This window comes from Hoeflea sp. Naph1, from assembly GCF_046837775.1.
Lineage (GTDB): Bacteria > Pseudomonadota > Alphaproteobacteria > Rhizobiales > Rhizobiaceae > Hoeflea.
Genome location: NZ_CP177286.1, coordinates 2,058,333 through 2,083,144, shown reverse-complemented (window position 1 = coordinate 2,083,144; position 24,812 = coordinate 2,058,333). Strand labels below are relative to the sequence as shown.

General features: G+C 59.1%; 30 protein-coding genes. 13 read left to right on the top strand and 17 right to left on the bottom strand.

The window, feature by feature from the left end; genetic code table 11:
• Positions 1-9 precede the first annotated feature (9 nt).
• Positions 10-564 carry a YqgE/AlgH family protein gene (locus ACK6D9_RS09895; RefSeq protein WP_412051536.1) on the bottom strand — a complete coding sequence of 185 codons (555 nt, stop codon included), beginning with the start codon at positions 562-564 and terminating at the stop codon, positions 10-12.
• Positions 565-807: 243 nt separating this feature from the next.
• Here ACK6D9_RS09895 and ACK6D9_RS09890 point away from each other — a divergent pair, with 243 nt between their 5' ends.
• Positions 808-1,686 (top strand): protein-disulfide reductase DsbD domain-containing protein, encoded by an 879-nt coding sequence (locus ACK6D9_RS09890; protein ID WP_412051535.1) that lies wholly within the window; start codon positions 808-810, stop codon positions 1,684-1,686.
• A 98-nt stretch (positions 1,687-1,784) separates the two neighbouring features.
• A complete protein-coding gene (locus ACK6D9_RS09885; RefSeq protein WP_412051534.1) occupies positions 1,785-2,270 on the top strand; it encodes a peroxiredoxin in 486 nt (161 codons plus the stop codon).
• Positions 2,271-2,292: 22 nt separating this feature from the next.
• On the opposite strand, the gene rnhA is transcribed toward ACK6D9_RS09885, so the two are convergent.
• The 11 genes from rnhA to coxB form a co-directional block, all read right to left on the bottom strand.
• The gene (rnhA, locus tag ACK6D9_RS09880; protein WP_412051533.1) at positions 2,293-2,760 is read right to left on the bottom strand and encodes a ribonuclease HI; all 468 of its coding nucleotides are present in this window, start codon (positions 2,758-2,760) and stop codon (positions 2,293-2,295) included.
• On the bottom strand, positions 2,757-3,737 hold the full coding sequence (locus ACK6D9_RS09875; protein ID WP_412051532.1) for a homoserine kinase: 981 nt from the start codon (positions 3,735-3,737) through the stop codon (positions 2,757-2,759). Before ACK6D9_RS09875 ends, rnhA begins: the two co-directional genes overlap by 4 nt.
• A gap of 2 nt (positions 3,738-3,739) precedes the next feature.
• Complete coding sequence (gene ispH, locus ACK6D9_RS09870) at positions 3,740-4,738, bottom strand: 4-hydroxy-3-methylbut-2-enyl diphosphate reductase (RefSeq protein ID WP_412051531.1); 999 nt, start codon at positions 4,736-4,738, stop codon at positions 3,740-3,742.
• 80 nt (positions 4,739-4,818) lie between these two features.
• Positions 4,819-5,571, bottom strand: coding sequence for an SURF1 family protein (locus tag ACK6D9_RS09865; protein ID WP_412051530.1), 753 nt, complete (start codon positions 5,569-5,571; stop codon positions 4,819-4,821).
• Complete coding sequence (locus tag ACK6D9_RS09860) at positions 5,568-5,948, bottom strand: DUF983 domain-containing protein (protein ID WP_322989818.1); 381 nt, start codon at positions 5,946-5,948, stop codon at positions 5,568-5,570. The genes ACK6D9_RS09865 and ACK6D9_RS09860 overlap by 4 nt, the downstream gene beginning before the upstream one ends.
• A gap of 103 nt (positions 5,949-6,051) precedes the next feature.
• Positions 6,052-6,924, bottom strand: coding sequence for a cytochrome c oxidase subunit 3 (locus ACK6D9_RS09855; RefSeq protein WP_412051529.1), 873 nt, complete (start codon positions 6,922-6,924; stop codon positions 6,052-6,054).
• A 62-nt stretch (positions 6,925-6,986) separates the two neighbouring features.
• Complete coding sequence (locus tag ACK6D9_RS09850) at positions 6,987-7,592, bottom strand: cytochrome c oxidase assembly protein (protein WP_322989816.1); 606 nt, start codon at positions 7,590-7,592, stop codon at positions 6,987-6,989.
• 10 nt (positions 7,593-7,602) lie between these two features.
• The gene (locus ACK6D9_RS09845; RefSeq protein ID WP_267655961.1) at positions 7,603-7,752 is read right to left on the bottom strand and encodes a hypothetical protein; all 150 of its coding nucleotides are present in this window, start codon (positions 7,750-7,752) and stop codon (positions 7,603-7,605) included.
• 2 nt (positions 7,753-7,754) lie between these two features.
• Positions 7,755-8,693 carry a heme o synthase gene (locus ACK6D9_RS09840; RefSeq protein WP_412051528.1) on the bottom strand — a complete coding sequence of 313 codons (939 nt, stop codon included), beginning with the start codon at positions 8,691-8,693 and terminating at the stop codon, positions 7,755-7,757.
• A 126-nt stretch (positions 8,694-8,819) separates the two neighbouring features.
• On the bottom strand, positions 8,820-10,472 hold the full coding sequence (ctaD, locus tag ACK6D9_RS09835; RefSeq protein WP_322989814.1) for a cytochrome c oxidase subunit I: 1,653 nt from the start codon (positions 10,470-10,472) through the stop codon (positions 8,820-8,822).
• Positions 10,473-10,486: 14 nt separating this feature from the next.
• The gene (coxB, locus tag ACK6D9_RS09830) at positions 10,487-11,359 is read right to left on the bottom strand and encodes a cytochrome c oxidase subunit II (RefSeq protein WP_322989813.1); all 873 of its coding nucleotides are present in this window, start codon (positions 11,357-11,359) and stop codon (positions 10,487-10,489) included.
• 59 nt (positions 11,360-11,418) lie between these two features.
• Here coxB and ACK6D9_RS09825 point away from each other — a divergent pair, with 59 nt between their 5' ends.
• Complete coding sequence (locus tag ACK6D9_RS09825; protein ID WP_322989812.1) at positions 11,419-11,655, top strand: hypothetical protein; 237 nt, start codon at positions 11,419-11,421, stop codon at positions 11,653-11,655.
• Between the two features lie 113 nt (positions 11,656-11,768).
• Complete coding sequence (locus ACK6D9_RS09820) at positions 11,769-12,257, top strand: invasion associated locus B family protein (protein ID WP_412051527.1); 489 nt, start codon at positions 11,769-11,771, stop codon at positions 12,255-12,257.
• Between the two features lie 39 nt (positions 12,258-12,296).
• Here ACK6D9_RS09820 and ACK6D9_RS09815 read toward each other — a convergent pair whose 3' ends face one another.
• Complete coding sequence (locus ACK6D9_RS09815) at positions 12,297-12,614, bottom strand: DUF6958 family protein (RefSeq protein ID WP_412051526.1); 318 nt, start codon at positions 12,612-12,614, stop codon at positions 12,297-12,299.
• A 98-nt stretch (positions 12,615-12,712) separates the two neighbouring features.
• Between ACK6D9_RS09815 and tldD the strand changes: the two genes are divergently transcribed.
• Positions 12,713-14,128 carry a metalloprotease TldD gene (gene tldD / locus ACK6D9_RS09810; protein WP_412051777.1) on the top strand — a complete coding sequence of 472 codons (1,416 nt, stop codon included), beginning with the start codon at positions 12,713-12,715 and terminating at the stop codon, positions 14,126-14,128.
• A 173-nt stretch (positions 14,129-14,301) separates the two neighbouring features.
• Positions 14,302-15,369 carry a polysaccharide deacetylase family protein gene (locus ACK6D9_RS09805; RefSeq protein ID WP_412051525.1) on the top strand — a complete coding sequence of 356 codons (1,068 nt, stop codon included), beginning with the start codon at positions 14,302-14,304 and terminating at the stop codon, positions 15,367-15,369.
• Here the strand turns inward: ACK6D9_RS09805 and pdxH are convergent.
• Positions 15,360-15,974 (bottom strand): pyridoxamine 5'-phosphate oxidase, encoded by a 615-nt coding sequence (gene pdxH / locus ACK6D9_RS09800; protein WP_412051524.1) that lies wholly within the window; start codon positions 15,972-15,974, stop codon positions 15,360-15,362. The genes ACK6D9_RS09805 and pdxH overlap by 10 nt on opposite strands.
• 188 nt (positions 15,975-16,162) lie before the next feature.
• Between pdxH and ACK6D9_RS09795 the strand changes: the two genes are divergently transcribed.
• From ACK6D9_RS09795 to ACK6D9_RS09775, 5 genes are all read left to right on the top strand, one after another.
• A complete protein-coding gene (locus tag ACK6D9_RS09795; RefSeq protein ID WP_412051523.1) occupies positions 16,163-16,471 on the top strand; it encodes an RT0821/Lpp0805 family surface protein in 309 nt (102 codons plus the stop codon).
• Between the two features lie 134 nt (positions 16,472-16,605).
• Entirely contained in the window at positions 16,606-17,631 is a 1,026-nt protein-coding gene (locus ACK6D9_RS09790) for a DnaJ domain-containing protein (RefSeq protein WP_412051522.1), read from the top strand.
• Between the two features lie 115 nt (positions 17,632-17,746).
• A complete protein-coding gene (fabI, locus tag ACK6D9_RS09785; protein WP_412051521.1) occupies positions 17,747-18,559 on the top strand; it encodes an enoyl-ACP reductase FabI in 813 nt (270 codons plus the stop codon).
• A gap of 129 nt (positions 18,560-18,688) precedes the next feature.
• Entirely contained in the window at positions 18,689-19,276 is a 588-nt protein-coding gene (locus ACK6D9_RS09780) for a histidine phosphatase family protein (protein WP_412051520.1), read from the top strand.
• Between the two features lie 114 nt (positions 19,277-19,390).
• Positions 19,391-19,861, top strand: a complete 471-nt coding sequence (locus ACK6D9_RS09775) for a GFA family protein (RefSeq protein ID WP_412051519.1) — start codon at positions 19,391-19,393, stop codon at positions 19,859-19,861.
• A 62-nt stretch (positions 19,862-19,923) separates the two neighbouring features.
• Here the strand turns inward: ACK6D9_RS09775 and ACK6D9_RS09770 are convergent, their stop codons facing one another.
• Positions 19,924-20,184 (bottom strand): DUF1344 domain-containing protein, encoded by a 261-nt coding sequence (locus ACK6D9_RS09770; RefSeq protein WP_322988330.1) that lies wholly within the window; start codon positions 20,182-20,184, stop codon positions 19,924-19,926.
• Positions 20,185-20,405: 221 nt separating this feature from the next.
• Here ACK6D9_RS09770 and aroC point away from each other — a divergent pair, with 221 nt between their 5' ends.
• Both aroC and ribB read left to right on the top strand, forming a co-directional pair.
• Complete coding sequence (gene aroC, locus ACK6D9_RS09765) at positions 20,406-21,500, top strand: chorismate synthase (RefSeq protein ID WP_412051518.1); 1,095 nt, start codon at positions 20,406-20,408, stop codon at positions 21,498-21,500.
• Between the two features lie 11 nt (positions 21,501-21,511).
• The gene (gene ribB / locus ACK6D9_RS09760) at positions 21,512-22,609 is read left to right on the top strand and encodes a 3,4-dihydroxy-2-butanone-4-phosphate synthase (protein ID WP_412051517.1); all 1,098 of its coding nucleotides are present in this window, start codon (positions 21,512-21,514) and stop codon (positions 22,607-22,609) included.
• On the opposite strand, the gene ACK6D9_RS09755 is transcribed toward ribB, so the two are convergent.
• Positions 22,602-23,372 carry a gamma-glutamyl-gamma-aminobutyrate hydrolase family protein gene (locus ACK6D9_RS09755; RefSeq protein WP_412051516.1) on the bottom strand — a complete coding sequence of 257 codons (771 nt, stop codon included), beginning with the start codon at positions 23,370-23,372 and terminating at the stop codon, positions 22,602-22,604. The genes ribB and ACK6D9_RS09755 overlap by 8 nt on opposite strands.
• A 152-nt stretch (positions 23,373-23,524) precedes the next feature.
• Positions 23,525-24,721, bottom strand: a complete 1,197-nt coding sequence (locus tag ACK6D9_RS09750) for a winged helix-turn-helix domain-containing protein (protein ID WP_412051515.1) — start codon at positions 24,719-24,721, stop codon at positions 23,525-23,527.
• Positions 24,722-24,812 lie beyond the last annotated feature (91 nt).

Sequence of the window (24,812 nt, the reverse complement as noted above, 5' to 3'; positions counted from 1 at the left end):
ATGCCCGCGTCAGGCGTGGCCGGCCTCGGTAGACAGCATTGCCGGTGTCACGCCCATATGCGCAAGCACCCGGTTGTATTTGGTCGAGTGGTCCGGATCGAAAACGATGTCGTCTCGCGCCGGGCAACTGAGCCAGGCATTGGCGGCGATCTCCTGTTCGAGCTGCCCTGCCCCCCACCCGGCATAGCCCAGCAGCATGATCCCGCGTTGGGGGCCATGGCCATCCTTGATGGCACGTAGAATGTCGACCGTCGCGGTCAGGCAAAGATCATCGTTGACCGGCATGGTTGACTGGCTCATGTAATCATCGGAATGCAGCACAAAGCCGCGCCCGGTGTCGACGGGGCCGCCGAGCTGGATCGGAAAATCGCGGGCGCAATCGCTGACGCCAACCTTGCGGGATTTATTGCTGCCGGTGCGGCGCTTCTGACTGTCGAGATCGAGATTCTCGATCAACTCGGAAAACCGCAGCGCCTGAGGTCGGTTGAGGATGAAGCCCATCGCTCCGTCGTCGGAATGCGCGCAAACGAAAATCACCGTACGTTCGAAGCGCGGGTCTGTCATTCCGGGCATGGCGATTAGAAAATGCCCATCCAGGCACCCCCGCGTCCGCCGAGACAAATGGTTCTGGATCTCAAGCATACCCTGAGACTACCAAGTTTTGGGGGATTGGAAAGGTCTAACCCGCGCAGCCGTCCGGATCGCCGGCTCCTACCCGGTGGCCCAATGCCGCAGGGTCACATAAAAATGATGAACGCCGACCGGATTGATTGGATTTGAAAACCCGAATTCGCCTAAACTGGACATATGAACACGATAGCCTCATCCTCGCGGATTAATTCACGCGTCCTTCGTCTGGCGGCGAGTGCCGCGCTTATCTTGGCCTTTGCGGTTTCGCCATCCTGGTCGCTCGACAGCGGTTGGGCCGAAACCGAGGGGGGACGGATGCGCCTGGTGGTGGATCCGGAACTGCGCGCGGATGGAACGATGCTCGCCATCCTCGATATAGACCTCGATCCGGGCTGGAAAACCTACTGGCGCGATCCCGGCAGCGCCGGCATTCCGCCGATGCTGGATTTTTCGCAAAGCAAGGGCGTCACGCTGGAGGAATTTCACTATCCGCCGCCGGTCCGTGTCGATGATGGTTACGCAATCTGGGCCGGCTACACTGCACCGGTGCAATTTCCACTGACCTTGCGCCGTACGGCGACGGGCGATGCGGAGATCCGGGCGGAGGCTTTCATCGGCATTTGCGCCAAGATTTGCGTTCCCTTCCAAGCCGCGCTGTCGATAGATCTGCCGCAACAGCTTGCAGCTTCGGATGCGGCCAAGACCATGATTGCCGATGCAGTGGCACTGTTGCCGGAGCCTGAGGGATCCGATTTCCGGCTGCAAAGCGTGCAAGTCACAAACGATGGAGATGAGCTCGAAATCGAAGCTACCCTTCCCAACTTCCGCCCTCGCGGTGTTGTTCCGGAGTTGTTCGTGGCGGGGCCCGAAGGGTTCGCTTTCGCGCCGCCAACGCTGCTTGGCGATGACGATGGAGTGGCCAGATGGCGGGTTCGGCTTGAACGGCGTCCAAACAAAGCCGGGAAACTCGACTTGTCCACAATTGACGCGGTGGTCACACTCGGCCAGCGTTCGATCGGCGCCAATCTCGGAAGCGCCGCTCCCGCAAAATCATAAGACCCAACCGGCGATAATTCTGAGGATGGTCCTCGCAACCGGGATGGAATCGCCTATGTCTCAGGATGAGATCAACGGCAAAGCAAGGGAGCGCCGACGTGACAATTGCAATTGGGGATAAACTTCCCGACTCCACATTCAAGGAAACCACAGCCGATGGCATGACGGAGGTAACCACCAGTGAGCTGTTTAGCGGCAAGAAAGTGGTTGTATTCGCCGTGCCCGGCGCTTTCACCCCCACCTGCCACCTCAACCACCTGCCCGGATATCTGGAAAACCGCGATGCGATTCTGGCCAAGGGTGTGGATGAGATCGCGGTCATTTCGGTCAATGACGCCTTTGTCATGGCGGCATGGGAAAAAGCTACCAACGGCACCGGCAAACTGCGCTACCTGTCCGACTGGGATGCCAAGTTCACCAAGGCGATCGGCATGGATGCCGACCTTTCAGCCGGCACTTTGGGCGTGCGCTCGAAGCGCTACTCGATGATTGTCGAAGATGGCAAGGTGACCGCACTCAACATCGAGGAAACGCCGGGCCAGGCCGTGACCTCGGGTGCTGCCGCGTTGCTCGAACAGCTCTGATCGCGGTATTCCACCAAACAAGTTACCTGACGGCGCCGGTTCTCGGCGCCGTTTTGGTTTTGTAGGGAGCCATTCCTGTCCGTGCCAATTCATCGGCGCGCTCGTTCTCCGGATGGCCGGCGTGGCCCTTGACCCAGTTCCACTTGACCTTGTGGCGCTGATTGGCCTGATCGAGAGCCTGCCAGAGCTCGGCGTTTTTCACCGGCTTCTTGTCAGCGGTCCTCCAGCCGTTCTTCTTCCAGCCGAAAATCCATTTCGAGATACCGTCCATCACATATTTGCTGTCGGTGTGGAGTTCGACCTCACAGGCGCTGCTGAGCGCGTTCAATGCGCTGATCGCCGCCAGCAACTCCATCCGGTTGTTGGTGGTGACAGCCTCGCCACCACACATTTCCTTGACGGTTCCATTATACCGCAGGATTGCACCCCAGCCGCCCGGGCCGGGATTGCCCGAACAGGCGCCATCGGTGAATATTTCAACGCTCTTCACGACAGAATTTCCTCGTTGCGGTGGCCGTATTCGGCACTAGACAGGATTTGACCGTGGAACCGCAGCTTCTGCAGATATTCGAGCGGGGCCTTCTTGACCACCATTGCCCCTTCGGGCGTGGTCAGCCAATCGTGCAGACGGGTCAGGAAGAACCGCAGCGCAGCCCCTCGCGCCAACAGAGGCAGTGCCTCGGCTTCAGCACCATCAAGCTTGCGTACGGAGGTGTAGCCATTGATCAGCGCCCTGCCCTTGGTGTGGTTGAAGGCGCCGTCCTTTTCAAAACACCAGGCGTTGAGACAGATGGCAACGTCGTAAGCCAGGAAATCATTGCAGGCGAAATAAAAGTCGATCAGGCCTGACAGCCGGTCTTCGATGAAGAACACATTGTCGGGAAACAGGTCCGCATGAATGACACCTTCAGGCAGGTCCTTCGGCCAGCTGGCTTCTAGGCTTTCCAGTTCGCGGTCGATCTCGTCGCGGAGCCCGGGCAGGACCTCGTCGGCGCGATCTCGCGAGCTTAGCCACAGCGGCCGCCAGTTGGGCATTGTCAGCGCATTGGCGCGGCGGATCGGAAAATCGCTTCCCGCCACATGCATGGCAGCCATTGCGCGGCCGACCTCGCGGCAGTGCTCGGCGCGCGGCTTGCGCAGCCAGGCGCCGTCGAGAAACGAGACCATCGCCGCGGGCCTGCCAGCCAGTTCGCCAAGGTGGCCGCCGTCTCGCCGCTGGATCGGCAATGGGCAGTTCAGCCCCTTGGCCGCCAGATGATCCATCAGCCCGAGGAAGAACGGCAAATCGTCGCGATTGACGCGTTTTTCATAGAGCGTGAGAATAAATGTGGCCTTGGTGGTGCGCAGCAGGAAGTTGGAATTTTCCACCCCTTCGGCAATCCCCTTGTAGGACAGAAAGGTGCCAACATCATATTCGCTCAAGAAGGCCGTGAGCTGCTCTTCGCTGACATCGGTGTAAACAGCCATGCTCAGCGCTCTCCACTGACAAAGGCCATGTCGGCCGCGGTAAGTTCCACATCGCGAAGCTCGCGACTGACCATGAAGTTCTCGGTCTCGCGCACCGTCTCGGCCAATTCAATCGTGGCGCCGAACCGCGTTTTGAAGGCCTCGATGATTTCAGCGACAACAACTTCCGGCGCCGACGCACCTGCCGACAATCCGAGCAACCCGATCTCGCCAATATCTTCCCAGTCGATTTCATGGGCACGTTGCAACAGGATCGACTTTTTAGCTCCTGCCTTCAGCGCCACTTCCACCAGACGTTTTGAATTGGAGGAATTTGGCGCACCAACAACGACAAAAAGATCGCATCCAGGCGCAGCCTGCTTAACCGCATCCTGGCGGTTGGTGGTGGCGTAACAGATCGATTCCGCCGAAGGCGCGGTAATCTGGGGAAAACGGGCATGGAGCCGGGCGACCACCGCGGCGGTGTCATCGACCGACAGGGTGGTCTGGGTGACATAGCCGAGAGCTTCCGGGTTGGCGGGTTCAAGAAGATCCACATCTGCAACAGTTTCCACCAGGGTCACGGCGCCGGGCGGCAGTTGGCCCATGGTGCCGATCACCTCCGGATGCCCCTTGTGACCGATCAAAACCACATGGCGACCGAGCCGCTCATGGCGCATGGCCTGCTTGTGCACCTTGGATACCAGTGGGCAGGTGGCGTCGAGAAAAAACAGATTACGCGCCTGGGCGTCGGCCGGCACCGATTTCGGCACGCCGTGAGCCGAAAAGATTACAGGTTGGGCATGATGCCCTGCCGGGATCTCATCGAGTTCCTCGACAAACACCGCGCCTAGGTTTTCAAGGCCTTCGACAACAAAACGGTTGTGAACGATTTCATGGCGGACATAGACCGGCGCGCCATATTTCTTCAGCGCCATCACCACCATCTGAATGGCACGATCCACACCCGCGCAAAAGCCGCGCGGGCCGCAGAGGCGAATGGTCAGGGCATGCCGATGCATCGAATTCTCCAGGTCATTGCGGTCCCTTTGACAGTGTAGCGCCGGGCGCTGTCAAGGCCAGTGGATCAACGCCTACTGCTCTATTTGCCGCGGCGGCCACGCCACCAGAGAGCACCGGTGACACCCAGAAGCGCCAGAGCCAAACCATACCAGGTGATGGCATATTGCAGATGGCTGTTGGGCAGATTGACCTGGGTGACGCCGCCAATCGGCTGGCCACCAGGGTTCGGGCTCTCATCAGCATCAATGAAGAAGGGAAGGAGTTGCTCCGACTGCGGGTCAATTCCGGCATTGACCGCCATGGCGTCGAGATCCTTCCAGTAAAAAATGTTCTTCGCCAGATCATTGTCCGGCACCACCCAGGAAGGTTTTTGATCCAGCCGGTCGCGCGCCAGACCGACGACGCTCACAGTACCTGCTACCTGCCCCTGACTACGGGTTGCAGGGTCCTTGAAATCGACCTCGACAAACCCGCGGTTGACGAAAATCACCTGCCCGGCTTCGGTCTCGAACGGCGTGTAGACGAAATAACCGGTACGGCCATTCAAGGTGGAAAAGAAAAACTGCTCAGCCGCATGCCGGAATTGCCCGGTCAGAGAGACCCGGCGGTATTCGATATCCTCGCCGGATTGCTTAAGCGCGATGATCTCTTCGAGGCTCGCCGGCGCCGCAACCATGCGCGTCTCGATCTTGGCCAGCAAATCCTGTTTCCAGTACAGCCGCTTGACCTGCCATGTGCCGAGCGCCAGCAATATGGCAAGGGCAGCGAGGATGACGATCAGCGTTACCGGTCCAAGACGCCGCGGCGGGGAAGATGGCGTTACGTCGGTCACTTATCGATCTGTCCTTCGGCGGCCTTGTTACGGTACTGCAGCGCGATCATCAGCCCCTTGAGGCCGCGCAACAAGGTGAGCGACAGCAGCGTTGCGAGCGGGATCCACAAAAGAAGATGTACCCACAAGGCCGGGCTGTAATTGACCTCAAGCCACAACGCCGAGCCCAACACCACGAAGCCGATGATGAGAATGACGAACACCGCCGGTCCGTCACCCGCATCGGCAAAGCTATAATCGAGCCCGCAGGACGTACAGGCCGGTTTGACGGTAAGGAACCCGTCGAACAGGGCACCTTCACCGCACCGCGGACAGCGGCCGCGCAGGCCAACCGACACCGGGTCAACCGGGGGGTAGTGGGCTTCATCAATTGGCATTTGCGTTTGTCTCCAGATCCGGGCCGCGGTGCGACCGGTTCAAATGCGCGAGGCGGCAGGTTTCCCCGCCGCCTCGCAGAACTTTTGCCTATCCTGCGTTTGGTCAGTGGTGGATCGGAGCGCCCCAGGACGACCAGACATAAATCGCAAAGAACAGAAACAGCCAGACCACGTCGACGAAATGCCAGTACCAGGCGGCAGCTTCGAAGCCGAAATGCTGCTTGGGGGTGAAGTCCCCACGCATCGCACGGATCAGGCAGACCAGCAGGAAGATGGTGCCGATCAGCACGTGGAAGCCGTGGAAGCCGGTGGCCATGTAGAAGGTCGCACCGTAGATCGATTCCTTGAACGCGAACGGCGCCACCGAATATTCATAGGCCTGGACCGAAGAGAACAGGATGCCGAGCAGCACCGTCAGCGTCAGACCGGCGACCAGCCCCTTGCGGTTGCCATGCAGCAGCGCGTGGTGCGCCCAGGTCACCGTGGTGCCCGACAGCAGCAGGATGATGGTGTTGTAAAGCGGCAGGTGCAGCGGATCGAGCACCTCGATGCCGACCGGCGGCCACTGACCACCGGTAAACGTGGTCCGCGCAACCTGAATGGCTTCATCGGGAAACAGGCTGGCGTCGAAGAATGCCCAGAACCAGGCTACGAAGAACATAACCTCGGAAGCAATGAACATGATCATGCCGTAGCGAAGATGCAGGCCCACGACACGGGTGTGATGGCCTTCATGTGCTTCCTTGATGGTATCCGACCACCAGCCGAACATCGTGTAGAGCACAATGGCGACGCCGACCAAGAACAGCACCGGATTGGTGATTGGCAATCCCAGGAGCGACTCTGCGCCCTTCATGCCCTGCATCCAGCCAATGGCGCCAAGCGCCATCACAAGCGCGCCGATTGATCCGGTCAGCGGCCAAGGGCTCGGATCAACAATATGAAAGTCGTGATTTTTTTGATGTGCGTCGGCCATGTCATTTTTCCCCGATGGTCAGCATTCCCGCCCCGGACCAACCCGTCCGGCGCATGTGTGGCTTACAAAGTGCCCTTGTCTTGCACCGGCTCCGCCACAGCTGCAACGGGTTTTTCCGTTTCGTGCGGGAAGAAAGTGTAGGACAGCGTAATTGTCTCGATGTTTTTGGTCTCGGCTTCGTCAACAATCTGCGGATCGATGAAAAACACCACCGGCATATCCATTGTTTCGCCGGGCTGCAGTTCGTTCTCGGTGAAGCAGAAACACTGGATCTTGTTGAAATAGGCGCCCGCCGACTGCGGCGTGACGTTGAACGTCGCCTGCCCCGAACTCACGGCGTCTGAAATATTGTGCGCGGTATAGGAGATCTGGATGGTCTCGCCAATCTTGACCTCAACTTCGCGCTGGACCGGTTTAAACTCCCAGGGCAGACCGGAGGCGACGTTGCCGTCGAAACGGACCTTGATGGTGCGGTCCAGAATCGTATCCGACATCTGTTCGACACGCTGAGTCGTGCCACCATACCCGGTGACCTGACAGAACATCCGGTAGAGCGGCACAGCCGCATAGCTGACACCGAGCATCGACACCACAAATGCCGAACAAATCAGCACAACCGTCCGGTTGCCGTTTTTCCTGGGGGTTTCTGGCACGCGCTGCTCGTTCATAGTCTGCTCCTCACAACGGCCGATCCATGATGCCTGGGCCGATCTTGATGATCGTCACCACGTAAAACATGATCACCAGCAGGGCCAGAACCACGGCCAATGCGACTGAGCGCGAGCGCCGTGCCTTCTTCTGCTGTGGAGTAAGTTCAACCTGATCCATGATTACACCGCAGCGCCCATAAACTTCGACGCGAGGCCATCAACCGCCAGCGCCGTAAAAATCAAAAACAGATAGACCAGCGAATAGGCAAACAGCTTCTTGGCCGGAACCATCTTCTCGTCGCCATCCGGCATGCGCCAGACCAATACAGAATACCAGACAAAGCCGGCACCCAGTGCTGCGGCAAAAACGCCATAGACGATGCCGGCAAAACCCATAAGCGAAGGAACCACGCCGCTGATTGCGGTCAGAACGGCATACAGCACGATCTGGTGCTTGGTGGCGCGCTCTCCGGCGACATTGGGCAACATCGGCACGCCTGCGCGGCCATAATCACCGGACTTGAACAGCGCAAGCGCCCAGAAATGCGCGGGCGTCCAGAGAAAGATGATCGAGAACAGGACGATGCTCTCGATGGAAATCGAGTTGGTCACACAAGCCCAACCGATGATCGGCGGGAACGCGCCGGCCGCACCACCGATAACGATGTTCTGCGGCGTCGAACGCTTTAGCCACATGGTGTAGACCACGGCATAAAAGAAGATCGTGAATGCCAGTAGTCCGGCTGACAGCCAGTTGACCAGAAGACCCAGCACCGCCACGGAAAACACCGAAAGAACCAGGCCAAAGGCCAGCGCCGTGTCCGCCGAGATCCGGCCAGCAGGCACCGGCCGTTTGGCCGTGCGGGTCATCAGGATGTCGATGTCGGCATCATACCACATGTTGAGCGCGCCCGAGGCGCCAGCCCCCACGGCAATCGACAGGATAGCGATGAAGCCGATCACAGGATGGATTTCGCCGGGCGCCAGCAGCAGGCCGACAAAGGCGGTAAACACCACCAGCGACATAACCCGCGGCTTCAACAGCGCGAAGAAATCCTGCGCGTCGCCGTCCAGCATGGTGACGGCGTTCGCCGCCTCATGTTCATTGGTCATAGCCATCGGCATTCCGCCTTTCCCTCTTCCCCAACTCTGATCGGGGATCCGGGCAACTTTCCCGGTCATTATATGACAGGCCGCCGGCTCTTTTCCGGCGGCCTGGCCAAATCATCAAATGCTGTGCACCTACTACTTGATGCGCGGCAGTTTTTCCCACTGGTGATAAGGCGGCGGCGAAGACAGCTGCCATTCCAGCGTTGTTGCGCCCTCGCCCCAAGGGTTGTCGCCAGCGATGCGCTTCTTGGCGAAGGCTTCCCAGACACCGAAGAGGAAGATCAGCACCCCAAGGCCCGACAGGTAGGAACCGTAGGAAGAAACCGCGTTCCAGCCGGCAAAGGCGTCAGGATAGTCGATGTAACGGCGCGGCATTCCGGCAAGTCCGAGGAAATGCTGAGGGAAAAACACCAGGTTGACACCGATGAAGGTGACCCAGAAATGGATCCGCGCGATCGTCGAGTTGTACATGTAACCGAACATCTTCGGGAACCAGTAATACCAGGCCGCGAAGATTGCGAACACGGCACCCAGCGAAAGCACGTAGTGGAAATGGGCCACCACATAATAGGTGTCGTGCATGACCCGGTCGAGGCCGGCATTGGCCAACTGCACACCGGTGACGCCGCCCACGGTGAACAAGAAGATGAACCCGATCGCCCAGAGCATCGGCGTGCGCAGCGTGATCGAACCACCCCACATCGTGGCAATCCAGGAGAAGATCTTCACCCCGGTCGGTACCGCGATCACCATGGTGGCGAAGACGAAGTAACGTTGCGTGTTGAGTGAGAGACCGACCGTATACATGTGGTGGGCCCAGACGATGAAGCCGACGGCACCGATAGCGACCATGGCGTAGGCCATGCCGAGATAGCCGAAGATCGGCTTGCGCGAGAATGTCGAGACGATGTGGCTGACGATGCCGAAACCAGGCAAAATCAGAATGTAGACTTCCGGGTGACCGAAGAACCAGAACAGGTGCTGGTACAGGATCGGATCGCCGCCACCTTCAGGCGAGAAGAAAGCGGTGTCGAAATTGCGGTCGGTCAGCAGCATGGTGATGCCGCCTGCCAGCACAGGCAAGGACAGAAGCAATAAGAATGCAGTGATGAGCACTGACCAGGCAAACAGCGGCATCTTGTGCAGCGTCATGCCGGGAGCCCGCATGTTGAAGATCGTGGTGATGAAGTTGATCGCACCGAGAATCGAGGACGCACCGGCGATGTGGACCGACAGGATCGCAAAATCCATTGCCGGACCAGGCTGGCCGATGGTCGAGTATGGTGGATACATGGTCCAGCCGCCACCGGTGCCGTAGCCGCCTGCGGGGCCTTCCACAAACATTGAGATCAACATCAGCAGCAATGCTGGCGGAAGAAGCCAGAAGGAGATGTTGTTCATGCGCGGGAACGCCATATCAGGCGCACCGATCATGATCGGCACCATCCAGTTGGCAAATCCGCCGATCAGTGCCGGCATGACCATGAAGAAGATCATGATGAGGCCGTGAGCAGTGGTGAACACATTGTACATGTGCTTGCCGCCGTCGATCGCAGAATCACCCTCGAACCCATAAACAATGGATGCGAGGCCATGGAAAATCTGGATACCTGGCTCCTGCAGCTCCATGCGCATGGCAATGGAGAGACCGCCACCGATGATCCCTGCGATGATCGCAAAGATCAGATAGAGGGTGCCAATATCCTTGTGGTTGGTGGAATAAAGCCAGCGCCGCACAAAGCCCTTGGGCTTGTGGTCGTGGTCATGAGCGACAGTTGTACCGGCCATTGCTCGTCCCTCTCTTAATTCTTTGCATTGACTGCGACATCAACCGACTTGTCGGCTTCGATGGCAGCAATCAAATTACGGTTGGCGGCTTCGACATCATCGGCAGCTTCCGCAAACCAGGTGTCGAACTTGTCTTGTGCAACCACGCGGATGGCGATTGGCATGAAGGCATGGTCCTTGCCGCAAAGCTCGGAACACTGTCCGTAGTACAGCCCTTCGTTCGTGGCATCGAACCAGGTCTCGTTGAGGCGACCGGGAACGGCGTCGATCTTGATGCCGAATGACGGCATTGCAAAAGAATGAAGCACGTCGGCTGCGGTAACGAGAACGCGTACCGTCTGACCGACAGGAACCACCAGTTCATTGTCGACTGTGAGCAGGCGCGGGTAGACCGCCATGTCTTCCTTGGCATAGTCGGCGCGGTCGCCTTCCTGCAGCATGATCGAATCGAAGGAGAGTTCGTCTTCGGTCTGATATTCGTAGCCCCAATACCATTGGTAGCCGGTGGCCTTGACGGTCAAATCGGCTTCTGGCGGCGAGTATTGTGCGGTCAGCAGGTTGAAGGAGGGAATCGCAAGCGCGAGCAGAATCACCACCGGCCCAAGCGTCCAAACCACCTCGATGGCGGTGTTGTGACTGGTCTTGGAAGGGTTGGGATTGGCGCTGGCGCGGAATTTCACCATCACGTAGATCAGCAGCACCAACACGAACAACGTGATCGGTATGATGAACCAGAGTGTATATTGCTCAAATCCGCGGACTTGAGACATCATGTCGGTTGCTGCGGGCTGAAGGCCCAATTGCCAGTCAACAGGTTGCGCGGCCATTGCTGAGCTTGCGCCCAGCGAAGCGAACGCGGCAAGCCCCGCAAAAAGCTTGTTGATCACGTTATTTCTCCCTCGAGTATCGTGCCGCCTGGTGGCTCAGGCGAAATCCCTCAATATGAATGCAGCTTAAAACCACAGAACGGCATCGTCCGCAACTGTCGTCGTTCCGGGATGATGCGGCATATATTCGCGCCTCCAGAAACAAAGACGGCAGAACCATCATGTTTGTGGGTGAAGCCGGTTTTATTGAGCATATTCCCCTTGGAAACGCCAGTCCCGCGCCTTCGGCAACCCATGTCTTTGGTATAGGATCGGGGCCAAGCCGCATTTTTGCCGCAGAAAACAGAAGAGAGTGAGCCGGAAGGGTTCCAATTTGGCCTAGCCCATCTACAAATTGTCATGTGATTCGGCGGCCCGTGGAGTTGAAATGGTATTTTCATTGAAATCGAAACCGGCCGCGGCCGTGGGGATGGCCCTGTTTGCACTTGCGGCAGGCCTGCTCACCACGTCTCCGGCGAACGCCCAACAGGCTGGCAAGGTCAAATCTTCTCATGGTTCCTGGTCGATCGTTTGCGACACCCCGGCTGGCGCGCCGGGCGAGCAATGTGCGCTGATGCAGAACGTCATCGCCGATGACCGGCCCGAAGTCGGCCTGTCGGTGGTGGTGCTGAAAACCGCCGATCAGCAGGCGCGCATTCTCAGGGTGCTGGCACCACTTGGTGTACTGCTGCCTTCCGGCCTCGGCCTCAATGTCGATGGCAAGGATATCGGTCGCGCCTATTTCGTGCGGTGTTTTTCCGATGGTTGTTATGCCGAAGTGATTCTCGACGATACGTTGCTGACCACGCTGCGCGGCGGCACCACGGCAACCTTCATCGTGTTCCAGACGCCTGAAGAAGGTATCGGCATCCCGGTCGATCTCGCGGGCTTCACCGAAGGCTACGCCGCGCTTCCTTGAACCAACCAACGAGCTGACGGACTGAACAGGGCTTCGGTCTCAGCCCTCTGCCCTGCTGGGGATTCGTTTGCCGGTTAGATAGAACCGCAAGGGCTTGTCTGCGGTTCGCGCCAGTTCGCCTTTGGCTTCCAGATCAAGCTGGAACGCCTTGATCCACCAGCCGGCTGTGGCGCCACCGGGAAAATGTTGCTGCGACAGGATTGGCAAAATGCCCTGTTTGATTGATGCGTAGGTCATCGGCGTGTTGGTTTTGCTCAAAACTGTCTCGACGGCCTCTCGCATGGCCAGATATTTGGCCGCATCGACCCGCGACGGTTTCCCCGGATGATTGACGTTTTCGACCGTAATCTTGTCCATCGACACTCTCTGTCCGGCGGCAGACGCGCCGCTGTGTTCCAATCGCGATGAGATTACCTATATACAAGACTTGGAATTGATCAAAAATGGACATTGTCATGCAGGACGCGCTCACCAGCCAATTCGACGTTTCGGAAGCAAAACTGGAGCGAATCGTCGCCGACGCGCTGAAGGGCGCGGACGATGGCGAGCTTTATCTTGAATATGAGGAAAGCGAATCGCTGCTGTTTGACAATGGCAAACTGAAATCCGGCAACTACTCGACTGATCGCGGGTTCGGCCTGCGCTCAGTTCTGGGCGAAAGCTCGGGCTATGCCCATTCTGGCGAGCTTTCGGAAGCAGCCCTGTTGCGGGCTGCCGACGCGGTGTCAGCCGTCACTCACGGCGCCAGCGGAACCTATTCCGCAGCGCCACAGCGCACCAACAAGCTGCTTTACACCGCACAGAACCCGCTCGCGGCGCCCGGCTTTGAAGAGAAGGGGAAGTTGCTGCAGAGCATCGACGCCTATCTTCGCGGCAAGGACGAACGCGTGCGCCAGGTGTCGGTCTCTATCGCTGCCAATTGGCAAGTGGTCGAAATCCTGCGTGCCGATGGTCACCGGGTGCGCGACGTGCGGCCGATGACACGGCTCAATATTTCTGTGGTAGCCGGGGTTGGCGACCGACAGGAAAACGGCTCCTACGGCATGGGTGGGCGCAAGCTTTTTGGTGATTTCCTGACCGAGCAGAGCTGGCGGCACGGCGCTGACGAGGCCTTGCGCCAGGCGCTGGTCAATCTAGACGCGGTTCCGGCGCCTGCGGGAACGCTCGATGTGGTGCTTGGTGCAGGCTGGCCCGGGGTGATGCTGCACGAGGCAGTCGGGCATGGCCTGGAAGGCGATTTCAACCGCAAGAAAACCTCCGCCTTTGCCGGCCTGATGGGTGAGCGGGTGGCGTCGAAAGGCGTCACTGTGGTTGACGACGGCACGCTCGAGGGCCGCCGCGGATCGCTGTCAGTCGATGACGAAGGTACGCCTTCGGGCTACAATGTGTTGATCGAGGATGGCATCCTGGTCGGCTACATGCAGGACCGGCAGAATGCCAGGTTGATGGGCATGAAAGCCACCGGCAACGGACGCCGCCAGTCCTATGCCCACCAACCGATGCCACGCATGACCAACACCTATATGCTGTCGAGCGACAAGAGCCCTGCAGAGATGATCGCCTCGGTGAAAAAAGGGCTTTACGCGGTATCCTTCGGTGGCGGTCAGGTGGATATCACCTCGGGCAAGTTCGTTTTCGGCTGCACCGAAGCCTACATGATTGAGGACGGCAAGATCGGCGCTCCGGTCAAGGGCGCAATGCTGATCGGCAACGGTCCGGAAGCCATGCAACGAATCTCCATGGTCGGCAATGATTCCGCGCTCGATACCGGCATCGGTATGTGCGGCAAGGGTGGCCAGAGTGTTCCGGTAGGTGTCGGACAACCGCATCTGTTGATGAACGCAATGACCATCGGCGGCACCCAGACCTGAGCCCGAACAGGCATCGTCACGACATAAGCAATTACATGATGCTGCCTGATGCAGGAAATGCCCGCAGGCAGAATCGATATTGCGAGAAATTGTAGGCCAGATTCAACATCGGTTAAGCCGGCACTGCTATTAAGCTGACTTCGCAAGCGCATTCAGCCCCCGGGGACGGTTATATGCACGGTCCGAATACAGTTGCCGCACGCCGCATGGTCAAGCGTGCCGCCATCCAGGGCGGGCTTGAGGCCGTGTCTGTGTTGGCAAAATCGGGCCTGATGCCGGCAGCGCGCGGGTTGGGGGCAATCTTCACCCTTCACCACGTCCGCCCGGTTACCGAAAAGCACTTCGATCCGGTTGCGCATCTGACCATCACACCCGAATTTCTTGACCAGAGCATCACCAAGTTGAGGGCCGACGGCCATGTTCCCGTGGCTCTTGAGGACTTGCCCGAATTTCTGGCGCAACCCAATCCTCCTGGCCCGGCCATGGTCTTCACCCTTGATGACGGATACCGCGACAACGACCGTTTCGCTCGACCGGTATTCGAAAAACACGGCGTTCCCTACACGATATTCGTCTCGGGTGGCTTTGTTGACCGCACCCACTCGATCTGGTGGGAGACGGCGGAACAGCTGATCGGCCGCCTTGATCGGTTCACCTTCGATTTCGGCAGGGGTGAAGTTGCGCTGCGGACACGGACCCTGTTGGAGAAATATGCGGTATTCGACCGACTGCACAAGGCGCTGGCCTGCGCCGAACAAGACGCGATCATCGCCCGGCTTGACGATCTGGCCCGGGCCGAAGGGATCTGTCCGACAAGCATTGTCGACCGGGAAGTGATGGACGAGCAGGAACTGCGCACACTTGCAGCAACGCCGCTTGCACGGCTTGGCGCCCACACCATTGCACACGTCAATCTGGCGCATTTGCCACCGGAACGCATGCGAGCGGAGATAAGTCAGTCTGCACAACGGGTTGCCAATATAACCGGCAAAAGCCCAACAACGCTGGCCTATCCCTATGGAGATTTATGCGCTGCCGGCCCACGCGAGTATCAGGCGGCGCAGGATCTGGGTTTTACACTGGCTGTGACAACCAACCCGGGCGTTCTTGCCCGCAAAAGCCTGAATGAGCGCTTCGCGCTCAAGCGCATTTCATTGAACGGCTATTACCAGAAAAGCCGCTATGTCGGCGCTCTGGCTTCAGGTATCCCGTTCGCACTTTTGGGCCGCGCTCAGGGATAAAGACGTGTCTTTTTCCACGTCTCGTCCGCACGGTTGAACACCACCCGGTCATGCAGTCGAAATGGCCGATCATGCCAGAATTCGATGGATTGCGGCACGATCCGAAAGCCTGACCAATATGGTGGGCGCGGTATCTCGCCGATGGCATATTTGGCGGTATATTCGGCAACCGCCTTTTCCAGTGCAAACCGGCCTTCCAGCGGCCGCGACTGTTTCGAGGCCCAGGCCCCGATCCGGCTGCCACGTGGACGGCTGGCATAATATTCATCGGCTTCGCTGTCGCTGACCTGTTCAACCGCACCACGGATGCGTACCTGGCGACGCAGGGATTTCCAATGGAAACACATTGCCGCCTTCATGGCGCCGAGGATTTCCTCGCCCTTCCGACTTTCGAAATTGGTGTAAAAAACAAAACCGCGACGGTCGAAACCCTTGAGAAGCACCATCCGCACGTTGGGAAGTCCATCCGAATCCACGGTGGCAAGGGCCAGCGCGTTGGCGTCATTGAGTTCCGATGCGGTCGCATCATCGAGCCATTCGGCAAACAGCTGATAGGGCTCCTCCGCCGAAGTGAAGTCACCAGTCGTTAACCCTGTTTCAGTCATACTGTTGCCTCATGCCTCCTGAATTGAACGGCAGCACATTGGTAAACGACCTAGCAGATGCGGACAGGCCCGAAAAGGGCAGGAACCGGGGGCGCGCGTTTTTGGCGCTGGCCCTGCCGATTCTGCTTGTCGTCACCGGCTGCATGCGAAGCGGCAGAGATGCAGTTTCAGCATTGTCTCTTGATCCCATGACCACAGGCTCAATCACGCCACTGTCGGCCGATAGCGAAATCATGGCCGATGAAACGGTCATTCGCGACCTGCTTGGCGGTCTCGGAGATGACCAACTGAGCGGGCTGCACCCATGGTCCAATACGCTGACGGGGTCGGCCGGGGTCATATCGGACATTGCCCGGCTCGACGATGGCGCCAGAAGCTGCCGGGTATTTCAGACCACACGCCACGGGTTTGATGGGGTGGCGCTGTTTAATGGCCGCGTCTGCCGCCTGAAAAATGGCGACTGGGGCATGGACAGCTTCGAGCGCGCCGGCAGTTGAGACTGCCTCGAGCCCTTCCTGAAACTGCGTTCTCCTGCCTGACTGTTTTTTGCGCTGCTAATTTTCGTTCATACACGGATGGTTAGCAAATCACCGGTAAGTTTTGATAAGACAAGACCATACGGGAAAGTATCATGCGTAGTCCGTACACGGTACTCGGCGTCAGCAAGACGGCTAGAGCTGAAGATATCAAGAGCGCTTACCGGCAGCTCGCCAAGACTTGGCACCCGGACCAGAAGCGCGATGATCCGGACGCGGGCGCCCGCTTTTCCGAGATCTCTCAAGCCTATCAACTGTTGATTGATCCGGATCTCAGGCTCAAATTCGACAGCGGCACGATCGACGCCCGCGGCCGCAAGCGAACCAAGCCAGTGCGCGGGTTCGCGGCCAATCCCTTTGCCGCCTTCAAACAGGCGCGCCGCACCGCGGCGAACGCCGCTTCCACGGGTGGCCAGGCAGGTGCGCGCGACGAAGCCAGTTTCGAAGACATGGTTGTTCACATTTTCGGGGAAGCCGCCGCGAAACAGACCCGCGAAGAAGCTGCGCGAGCTACACAAGCCACCGGCCGCAGGACCGAGGCGAATGCGCCGGGACTGGACGACGATCCGCTGGCTGCGCTCGATGCGCTGTTTGCCAAGTGGAAAGCCCGTAAATCGCCCGGCAACCAATTGCCCGCCACTCGGCAGCAAATCGACATCAGCCTTGAGGCCGCGATGGCCGGATACGACGGCGAGATCGTGTTTGGCGAAGACCGGGCGGTTGCATTTTCTGCGCCTCCGGGATCGGTGGACGGAACGGAAATCACCGTTCCCTCGCCCGACCCCGCGGCCTATGGCGATGTGATCGTCACCTTGCGCCATAAAGCACACCCACGCTTTCGCTCCACCGACGCCGATCTGCATGGGGAACAGGCGATTGACCTCATCCAGGCGGTGTTGGGCGGAAACTTCGTCTTTGAAAGCCTCGACGGCCCGGTGCGGATCACCATTCCGGAATGGTCTGGCTCGGATACCGCCCTGCGCGTGGCCGGCAAGGGACTGACGCGCGCCGATGGCCAGCGCGGCGCTCTTCATGTCCATTTGCGCGTGATGTTGCCGGAGAAGCCGGATCCGCGGTTGACCGATCTCATGCGTTCGAGCCGCAAGGCCTGGTTCCTCTAAGCCTGCGATTCAGTACGGGATAACCTGTCATGATCGCACCGCTCCAAAAAGCCGCGACTTGCAGCTAAAGGCACCGTGTGCGATAGCCTGCGCAATTAATTCGAGGGAGACTGCAATGGCTGACACTTCCGGCCTGATGAAAGGCAAACGCGGCCTGATAATGGGCGTGGCAAACAATCGGTCGATTGCCTGGGGCATCGCCAAGGCCTGCGCCGACGCCGGCGCCGATCTTGCCCTGACTTATCAGGGAGATGCGTTGAAGAAGCGCGTCGAGCCGCTGGCAGCCGAACTCGGCGCCATTGTTGCTGGTCATTGCGACGTCACCGATCTCGACAGCATCGATGCGGTGTTCGCCGAAGTCGAAAGCAAATGGGGCAAGCTCGATTTTGTGGTTCACGCCATCGCATTTTCCGACAAGGACGAACTCACCGGTCGCTATGTCGAGACAAGCCGCGAGAACTTCAACCGGACGATGGAAATTTCGGTCTACTCCCTGACCGCCGTAGCCAAGCGCGCCGAACCGTTGATGACCGATGGCGGATCGATCCTGACGCTGACCTATTACGGCGCGGAAAAGGTCATGCCGCATTACAACGTGATGGGCGTCGCCAAGGCTGCACTCGAAGCCAGCGTGCGCTATCTGGCGGTTGATCTGGGTGGGTCCAATATCCGTGTCAACGCGATCTCAGCGGGCCCGATCAAGACGCTGGCGGCTTCCGGCATCGGTGATTTCCGCTATATTCTGAAGTGGAACGAGTATAACTCGCCGCTGAAGCGGACCGTGACCATCGACGAAGTGGGCGATTCCGCCATATATCTGGTTTCGGATCTGTCGCGTGGCGTCACCGGCGAAATCCTGCATGTCGATTCCGGCTATCACACCGTGGGCATGAAGGCCGTCGACGCGCCGGATATCAGCGTCGTCTGAAACCCCGCGCGTTCAGCTGAATGCGCGTACCAGGCTTTGATCTGATGCGTGCACGCGTTGCCCAAATGATGCCATTTGCGCATGACAAGCATCAGGTCCGTTTGACAGCATCCAATCCGAAAGCGTGACATGCTTCTCTATGTGATCCGACATGGCCAGACCGACTATAACCGGGAAGAGAGACTCCAGGGCGCGCGCGACATCCCGCTCAATGCCACCGGGCGCGAGCAGGCCCGCGGCAATGGCCGCGCGCTCGCCGCAGCGAAGCTCGAATTGCCACTTGAAGAATTCGACTGGGTGGCAAGCCCGCTGGGGCGAACCCGCGAAACCATGGAGCTGGTACGCGGCGCGGCCGCTCTTGACCCCACCAACTACCGCATCGAGCCGTTGCTGACCGAGTTATCATTCGGTGACTGGGAAGGCTTCACGCTGGCAGAAATCGGGGTGAATTCGCCCGAGCGTATCGCCGAGCGTGAGCGCGGCAAATGGCTTTTCCGTCCGCCCGGGGCTACGGCAGAAAGCTATGCGATGCTCGCCGAGCGCATCGACCGGTACCTGCCAACCGTCACCCGGCCGACCATCTGCGTCGCCCATGGCGGCGTCATCCGGACGATGTTCCAGCGTATCGGCAAGATTGATGGTGAGGAGGCCGCGCTGCTGGATATCCCGCAGGATCGCATCCTGAAGACCAATGGGGCAGAAATCGGCTGGATCTGAGGCGCTTTGCGCATGCCCGGTTGCAGGTCAGGACTGGACACTCTTCCAGATCGCTTCGACTACTCGGCTGCGCGAGAGTTTCAAGCATCGGGAACGGTTCGAAACGGAGGCGACATGGCTACGGAATTGAGCGGAGGATGCGGTTGCGGTGCGTTGCGCTACCGGCTCAAGTCGAAGCCGATGATCGTGCATTGCTGCCACTGCAAGGATTGTCAGCGACAGACGGGCAGCGCCTTTGTTGTCAATGCCGTCATCGAGCGAGACAACATCGAGATCGATCAGGGAAATTCGGTCGCCTTCACCATGCCGACCGACAGTGGCACCCCGCATGATCTCTATCGATGTGAGGATTGCGGCACCACGGTCTGGTCCGATTATGGCCGCCGCAAGACAATGGTGTTTCTTCGCGCCGGCACTCTGGACGATCCGGGCAGTCTGCCGCCGGACGTTCACATCTTCATTCGCTCGAAACTGCCATGGGTCAGCTTGCCTGCAGACATCCCCGCATTTGACGTCTTCTATTCGAGCGTTGAGGTATTCTGGCCACAAGAGGCCCTGATGCGACGCAAAGCGCTGGGATTTTAGGGCAGAGACATCAAGCCGCGGGGTTACCCCACGAATCGTGACCGGTATGAACCACCTCGAATCTACTCCACCAGTTCGAGATCATTGATCAGCCGCTTGCCATCGACTTCGGTGTAAAACACCACAACCTTGACGCCGGATTCGAGCCCCTCGAAATTGAACTCGGTCGGCGCCTGGTAAACCTTGCCGTCATCCAGGCTGATGGTCAGTTCCGCGGTCGAGACGTCAGTGATCGTGGCCTCGACATCAGCACTCTGGGCCCAGGCCGTCAACGGTGCGAGCAGGGCGGAAAGGGCCAATATGGCGGATATGGCGAAGCGCATCTGGAAGTCCTTGGTCAATCAATTTGCGTCCCCTCTTGAAGGGACTGAATGTGGCGAAATTTACGGCGCAATCTGAGCCGTAAACAATTGTGATGTCAACGAATCGGTGCGGCATCGGGACCGGATCAACAAAAAGGCTTTCCCCGAAGGCTTCAGATCATCTAGAAGTCACGCTGAACCCCTCATCCGGGCGCGCCCCGAACTATCCACGGTTGATCCGCATGTCGCACAACACATTTGGCCATTTGTTCCGCGTGACCACCTGGGGCGAGAGCCACGGTCCGGCGCTTGGCTGTGTCGTTGACGGCTGCCCGCCGGGTCTGCGCTTTACCGAAGCGCAACTGCAGCACTGGATGGACAAGCGCAAGCCGGGTCAGTCGCGCTTTGTCACCCAGCGCCGCGAAGACGATCTGGTCAAGGTGCTCTCGGGCGTGATGCGCGAAGATGACGACGGTCTGATCACCACCGGCACTCCGGTCTCGATGCTGATCGAGAACACCGACCAGCGTTCGAAAGACTATTCGGACATTGCCAAGCGCTACCGGCCCGGCCACGCCGATTACACCTATGACACAAAATACGGCGTGCGCGACTATCGTGGCGGCGGACGGTCTTCGGCGCGGGAAACCGCTGCCCGTGTTGCCGCCGGCGGTCTGGCGCGGCTGGTGGTGCCCACAATCAGGATCCGCGCCGCCCTGGTGCAGATCGGCATCCATTCCATCAACCAGGCCAACTGGGACTGGGCCGAAATTGACAACAACCCGTTTTTTGCCCCCGACCCCGAAATCGTGCCTGTCTGGGAGAATTATCTCGACACCATCCGCAAGGCCGGCTCCTCTGTGGGCGCCGTTGTCGAAGTGGTGGCCGAAAATGTGCCTGCCGGGCTCGGCGCGCCGATCTATGCCAAGCTTGATCAGGATATTTGCGCCAACCTGATGTCGATCAACGCGGTCAAGGGCGTCGAGATCGGCAATGGTTTCGAAGCGGCACGGATCAGCGGCGAGGAAAATGCCGACGAAATGCGCATCGGCGCCGATGGCGAGCCGGTATTCCTGTCCAACAATGCCGGTGGCATTCTGGGCGGCATCTCCACCGGACAGCCGGTGATCGCCCGTTTCGCGGTCAAGCCCACTTCCTCGATCCTCAACGAGCGTCGCTCGATCGACGCCGATGGCAACGAGGTGGATGTGCGAACCAAAGGCCGGCATGATCCTTGTGTCGGCATTCGCGCCGTGCCGATCGGTGAAGCCATGGTCGCCTGCGCGCTGGCCGACCATTATTTGAGAGACCGCGGCCAGACCGGCCGCCTCGATTGAGAGACTGCCTTATGAGCTATGATCAAGCCCGCGTCGTTGACGCCATTCGCGCTTTTGAAGCCGGTGAAATCGTTGTCGTTACCGATGATGGCGGACGCGAGAACGAGGGTGACCTGATTGTCGCCGCGGTTCATTGCACGCCAGAAAAGATGGCGTTCATCGTGCGCCACACATCCGGTATTGTCTGCACGCCGATGCCGCGCGAGGAAGCCAAGCGGCTGAACCTGAACGCCATGGTCGCCGACAATGATTCCGCCCACACAACGGCCTTCACGGTATCGGTAGACTACAAGCACGGCACGACCACCGGCATTTCAGCCGACGACCGGACGCTGACGGCACGCAATCTGGCCAATCCGAATGCCGGCGCCAACGACTTCACCCGTCCGGGCCATATCTTTCCGCTGATCGCCCGCGAAGGCGGCGTGCTGATGCGCTCGGGCCACACCGAAGCCGCGGTTGATTTGTGCAAGCTCGCCAGCCTACCGCCGATCGCCGTGATCTGCGAACTGGTCAATGACGATGGCACGGTTACCCGCGGCGAACAGGTCGATAGTTTTTCCGACAAGCACGGTCTCAAGCAGGTTTCGGTGGCCGATCTGATCGCCTACCGGCAGCGCAAGGAAACGCTGATCGAACATATCGACAGCTTTGAGGTGGAAACCGTAGCGGGCAAGGCGAAAGCCTTCACCTACAAGCTGCCATGGGATCCTATGCACCATCTGGCGGTCGTCTTTGGCGACATCCGCGACGGCGTCAACGTGCCGGTGCGGTTGCATCAGGAATCGGTGGTCGACGATGTGTTCTCGAAGCGGGAGCCGATGAACGCGGTGATGAAGAAGATGGCGTCGGAGGGCCGCGGCGTGGTGATCTATCTGCGTGAAGGCTCGGTCGGCGTCGGACCGCAGGCCTCACGCCGCACCCTGATCGAGGGCGAAGCCCATGCCGAAGCGCAGGCGCGCGAAGACGAATGGCTGGAAATCGGGCTTGGCGCACAGATCCTGAAGGATCTTGGGATCACCTCGATCAAGCTCTACGCCTCGCGCGAACGCCATTATGTCGGGCTCGAAGGTTTCGGCATCCAGATAGCCTCGACCGAGATTATCTAGAGCGCTTGTAGGCTTTCACCGCCGCGCCGAAGGCCTGAAACAGCGACCTGTTCACCGGGTTGTCCTGGGGGTCGTATTCGGCGTGCCATTGAACGCCGAGCGCGAAGCCTTTCGCATCCTTGAAGCGAATAGCTTCGATGGTGCCGTCTTCAGCCACGCCTTCAGCGATGATTTTGTCGCCGAGTTCGAGAACACCCTGGCCGTGCAGCGAGTTGACCCGGACCAGGTCGCTTCCCAGAATGCGGGCGAAGACGCCATCCGGGATCAACCGGACATTATGGCGGTCAGCGAAAACGACAGTTGGATCAGGGTGGATTTCGCCTGTTTCAAGGCGCGGCATGCGGTGGTTGATCCGTCCCGGCAATTCGCGGATTTCCGGATGCAGCGAGCCGCCGCCTGCAACGTTCATTTCCTGAAAGCCGCGGCATATCCCGAACAGCGGGACAGCTCGTTCGACGCAAGCCTCGATCAGCGGCAGGGCAATCGAATCCCGCCCCTCATCATAGGGCTCATGCCGGGGATCGGGTTCGGCGCCAAACCGGCTTGGGTGGACATTTGCCCTGGCTCCGGTCAGCAAAATGCCATCCACCACGTCAAGCAAGTCCGATAGGTCCGTCATTTGCGGATCGCCAGCGAAAATCAGCGGCAAGCCATCCGCCACATCGACGACCGCCTGGAGGTTGTTTTCTCCCGCCATCTGCACAGAGAACCGGTTTTCCACACTGTAGGTATTGCCGATGATGCCGATGACTGGCCTGCTCATGAAATTGACTCGCATTCGGATTTGGGCCGCTCGGATTGGCGTCCACATAAGCACTGTTTTTCACACAAGGCGGCGATCAACAACTCCTGACTTTCAATGCCCCAGTCATTCGCACCCGAAGCTTCGTCACCACGAAATTGCACTGAGCAAATTCAAGATGGTTGTTTCCAGCCCTCGGCATAGACAATCTCGTTGACACTAGCGAAGCGGGCCACGCGGGCGAGTTCGGCATCGAGCCGGGCCATGCGGCCCGTCGAGGCGCGGATTTTCGGTTCCAGCCACAGCCGGGTGACATTGAGCGTACCCGCCTTGCGGTCGGCCTTCATATCGATGCGGCCGATCAGCCTATCGCCCTCGAGCAGCGGAAACACGTAGTAGCCAAATTCGCGTTTGGCTGCCGGAACGAACACCTCGATACGGTAACGGAAGCCGAACAGGCGCTCGGCCCTGTCGCGGTCGCGCAGCAGCGGATCGAAAGGGCTCAGTACGCGGATGCGGGGGGGCGGTTCGGGCCAGTCGCCGACATTTGCCGGCAGGTTAGAGAATGCGTAGCAAGCGCGCGCCTTGCCGCCGCCGACGCACTCGATTTCGACGTCGTCGAGCGCATCGCGGTTTGCCGCAACCCAGCCCTTGGCCTCCTCCGGCGAAACCAGGTCCCAAAACGCAGCAATCTCGCCATGGGTGGCAAAGCCGAGTCGCTCGAGTGCGGCGCGACAGGCCCAGTCGACGAAGTCTGCATGCGTAACATCGCTCTCGCGGTGATGATCCGGGATCACCCGTTCGCTCAGGTCATAGATCTTCTGGAAATTCTCCCGGCCGCTGATGGCAAGCTTTCCGGTTTGCCAGAGGAATTCCAGCGCGGTCTTTGATGGATGCCACTCCCACCAGCCGCCGGATTTGTGGCCGGTCTGCCTGACCTCGCGGGCCAGCACAGCACCGTTTTCGACAATGCGTTGATAGGTTTCATCAAATGACTTGTCGAAGCCTTTGCCGTGCCATTTCGCCCAGCGCTCGCGCATCCGCTGTTCCTTGCGGGCAAAGCGGTGCTTCCAGTAGGGATAGAACGCGGTAGGAACAATCGAGGCATCGTGGGTCCAATGCTCGAACAGCGCCCGGTCCTGTTCCAGCAATTGGCGCAGGTGATCGCGTTTGTAAGTCTGGTTGCGCGAGAAAATGATCTGCTGATGGGCGCGCTCGACAGTGGCGATGCTGTCGACCTGCACGAAACCGAGATCATGGATCATTTGCAGCAGATCGGGCTTGGACAATGCCCGTGACGGATGAGCCGAAAGCCCCTGCTTGGCGAGAAAGATCCGCCGCGTCGCTCTGTTCGATAGTTCAATGACCATGCGCAGAGGGTACACATGTTCGCTATTTGTTCAAGCGAGAAGCTACCCTATACTGCCCCTGCTCTTGGAACGGCCCGTGGCTGGCAGCGCG

Coding starts and splice junctions, on each gene's coding strand:
- ACK6D9_RS09895 (WP_412051536.1), bottom strand. CDS start 564: ATGACAGACCCGCGCTTCGAACGTACGGTGATTTTCGTTTGCGCGCAT.
- ACK6D9_RS09890 (WP_412051535.1), top strand. CDS start 808: ATGAACACGATAGCCTCATCCTCGCGGATTAATTCACGCGTCCTTCGT.
- ACK6D9_RS09875 (WP_412051532.1), bottom strand. CDS start 3,737: ATGGCTGTTTACACCGATGTCAGCGAAGAGCAGCTCACGGCCTTCTTG.
- ispH (WP_412051531.1), bottom strand. CDS start 4,738: ATGCATCGGCATGCCCTGACCATTCGCCTCTGCGGCCCGCGCGGCTTT.
- ACK6D9_RS09860 (WP_322989818.1), bottom strand. CDS start 5,948: ATGCCAATTGATGAAGCCCACTACCCCCCGGTTGACCCGGTGTCGGTT.
- ACK6D9_RS09855 (WP_412051529.1), bottom strand. CDS start 6,924: ATGGCCGACGCACATCAAAAAAATCACGACTTTCATATTGTTGATCCG.
- ACK6D9_RS09850 (WP_322989816.1), bottom strand. CDS start 7,592: ATGAACGAGCAGCGCGTGCCAGAAACCCCCAGGAAAAACGGCAACCGG.
- ACK6D9_RS09845 (WP_267655961.1), bottom strand. CDS start 7,752: ATGGATCAGGTTGAACTTACTCCACAGCAGAAGAAGGCACGGCGCTCG.
- ACK6D9_RS09840 (WP_412051528.1), bottom strand. CDS start 8,693: ATGGCTATGACCAATGAACATGAGGCGGCGAACGCCGTCACCATGCTG.
- ctaD (WP_322989814.1), bottom strand. CDS start 10,472: ATGGCCGGTACAACTGTCGCTCATGACCACGACCACAAGCCCAAGGGC.
- ACK6D9_RS09825 (WP_322989812.1), top strand. CDS start 11,419: ATGCAGCTTAAAACCACAGAACGGCATCGTCCGCAACTGTCGTCGTTC.
- ACK6D9_RS09820 (WP_412051527.1), top strand. CDS start 11,769: ATGGCCCTGTTTGCACTTGCGGCAGGCCTGCTCACCACGTCTCCGGCG.
- ACK6D9_RS09815 (WP_412051526.1), bottom strand. CDS start 12,614: ATGGACAAGATTACGGTCGAAAACGTCAATCATCCGGGGAAACCGTCG.
- tldD (WP_412051777.1), top strand. CDS start 12,713: ATGCAGGACGCGCTCACCAGCCAATTCGACGTTTCGGAAGCAAAACTG.
- ACK6D9_RS09805 (WP_412051525.1), top strand. CDS start 14,302: ATGCACGGTCCGAATACAGTTGCCGCACGCCGCATGGTCAAGCGTGCC.
- pdxH (WP_412051524.1), bottom strand. CDS start 15,974: ATGACTGAAACAGGGTTAACGACTGGTGACTTCACTTCGGCGGAGGAG.
- ACK6D9_RS09795 (WP_412051523.1), top strand. CDS start 16,163: ATGACCACAGGCTCAATCACGCCACTGTCGGCCGATAGCGAAATCATG.
- ACK6D9_RS09790 (WP_412051522.1), top strand. CDS start 16,606: ATGCGTAGTCCGTACACGGTACTCGGCGTCAGCAAGACGGCTAGAGCT.
- fabI (WP_412051521.1), top strand. CDS start 17,747: ATGGCTGACACTTCCGGCCTGATGAAAGGCAAACGCGGCCTGATAATG.
- ACK6D9_RS09780 (WP_412051520.1), top strand. CDS start 18,689: ATGCTTCTCTATGTGATCCGACATGGCCAGACCGACTATAACCGGGAA.
- ACK6D9_RS09775 (WP_412051519.1), top strand. CDS start 19,391: ATGGCTACGGAATTGAGCGGAGGATGCGGTTGCGGTGCGTTGCGCTAC.
- ACK6D9_RS09770 (WP_322988330.1), bottom strand. CDS start 20,184: ATGCGCTTCGCCATATCCGCCATATTGGCCCTTTCCGCCCTGCTCGCA.
- aroC (WP_412051518.1), top strand. CDS start 20,406: ATGTCGCACAACACATTTGGCCATTTGTTCCGCGTGACCACCTGGGGC.
- ribB (WP_412051517.1), top strand. CDS start 21,512: ATGAGCTATGATCAAGCCCGCGTCGTTGACGCCATTCGCGCTTTTGAA.
- ACK6D9_RS09755 (WP_412051516.1), bottom strand. CDS start 23,372: ATGAGCAGGCCAGTCATCGGCATCATCGGCAATACCTACAGTGTGGAA.
- ACK6D9_RS09750 (WP_412051515.1), bottom strand. CDS start 24,721: ATGGTCATTGAACTATCGAACAGAGCGACGCGGCGGATCTTTCTCGCC.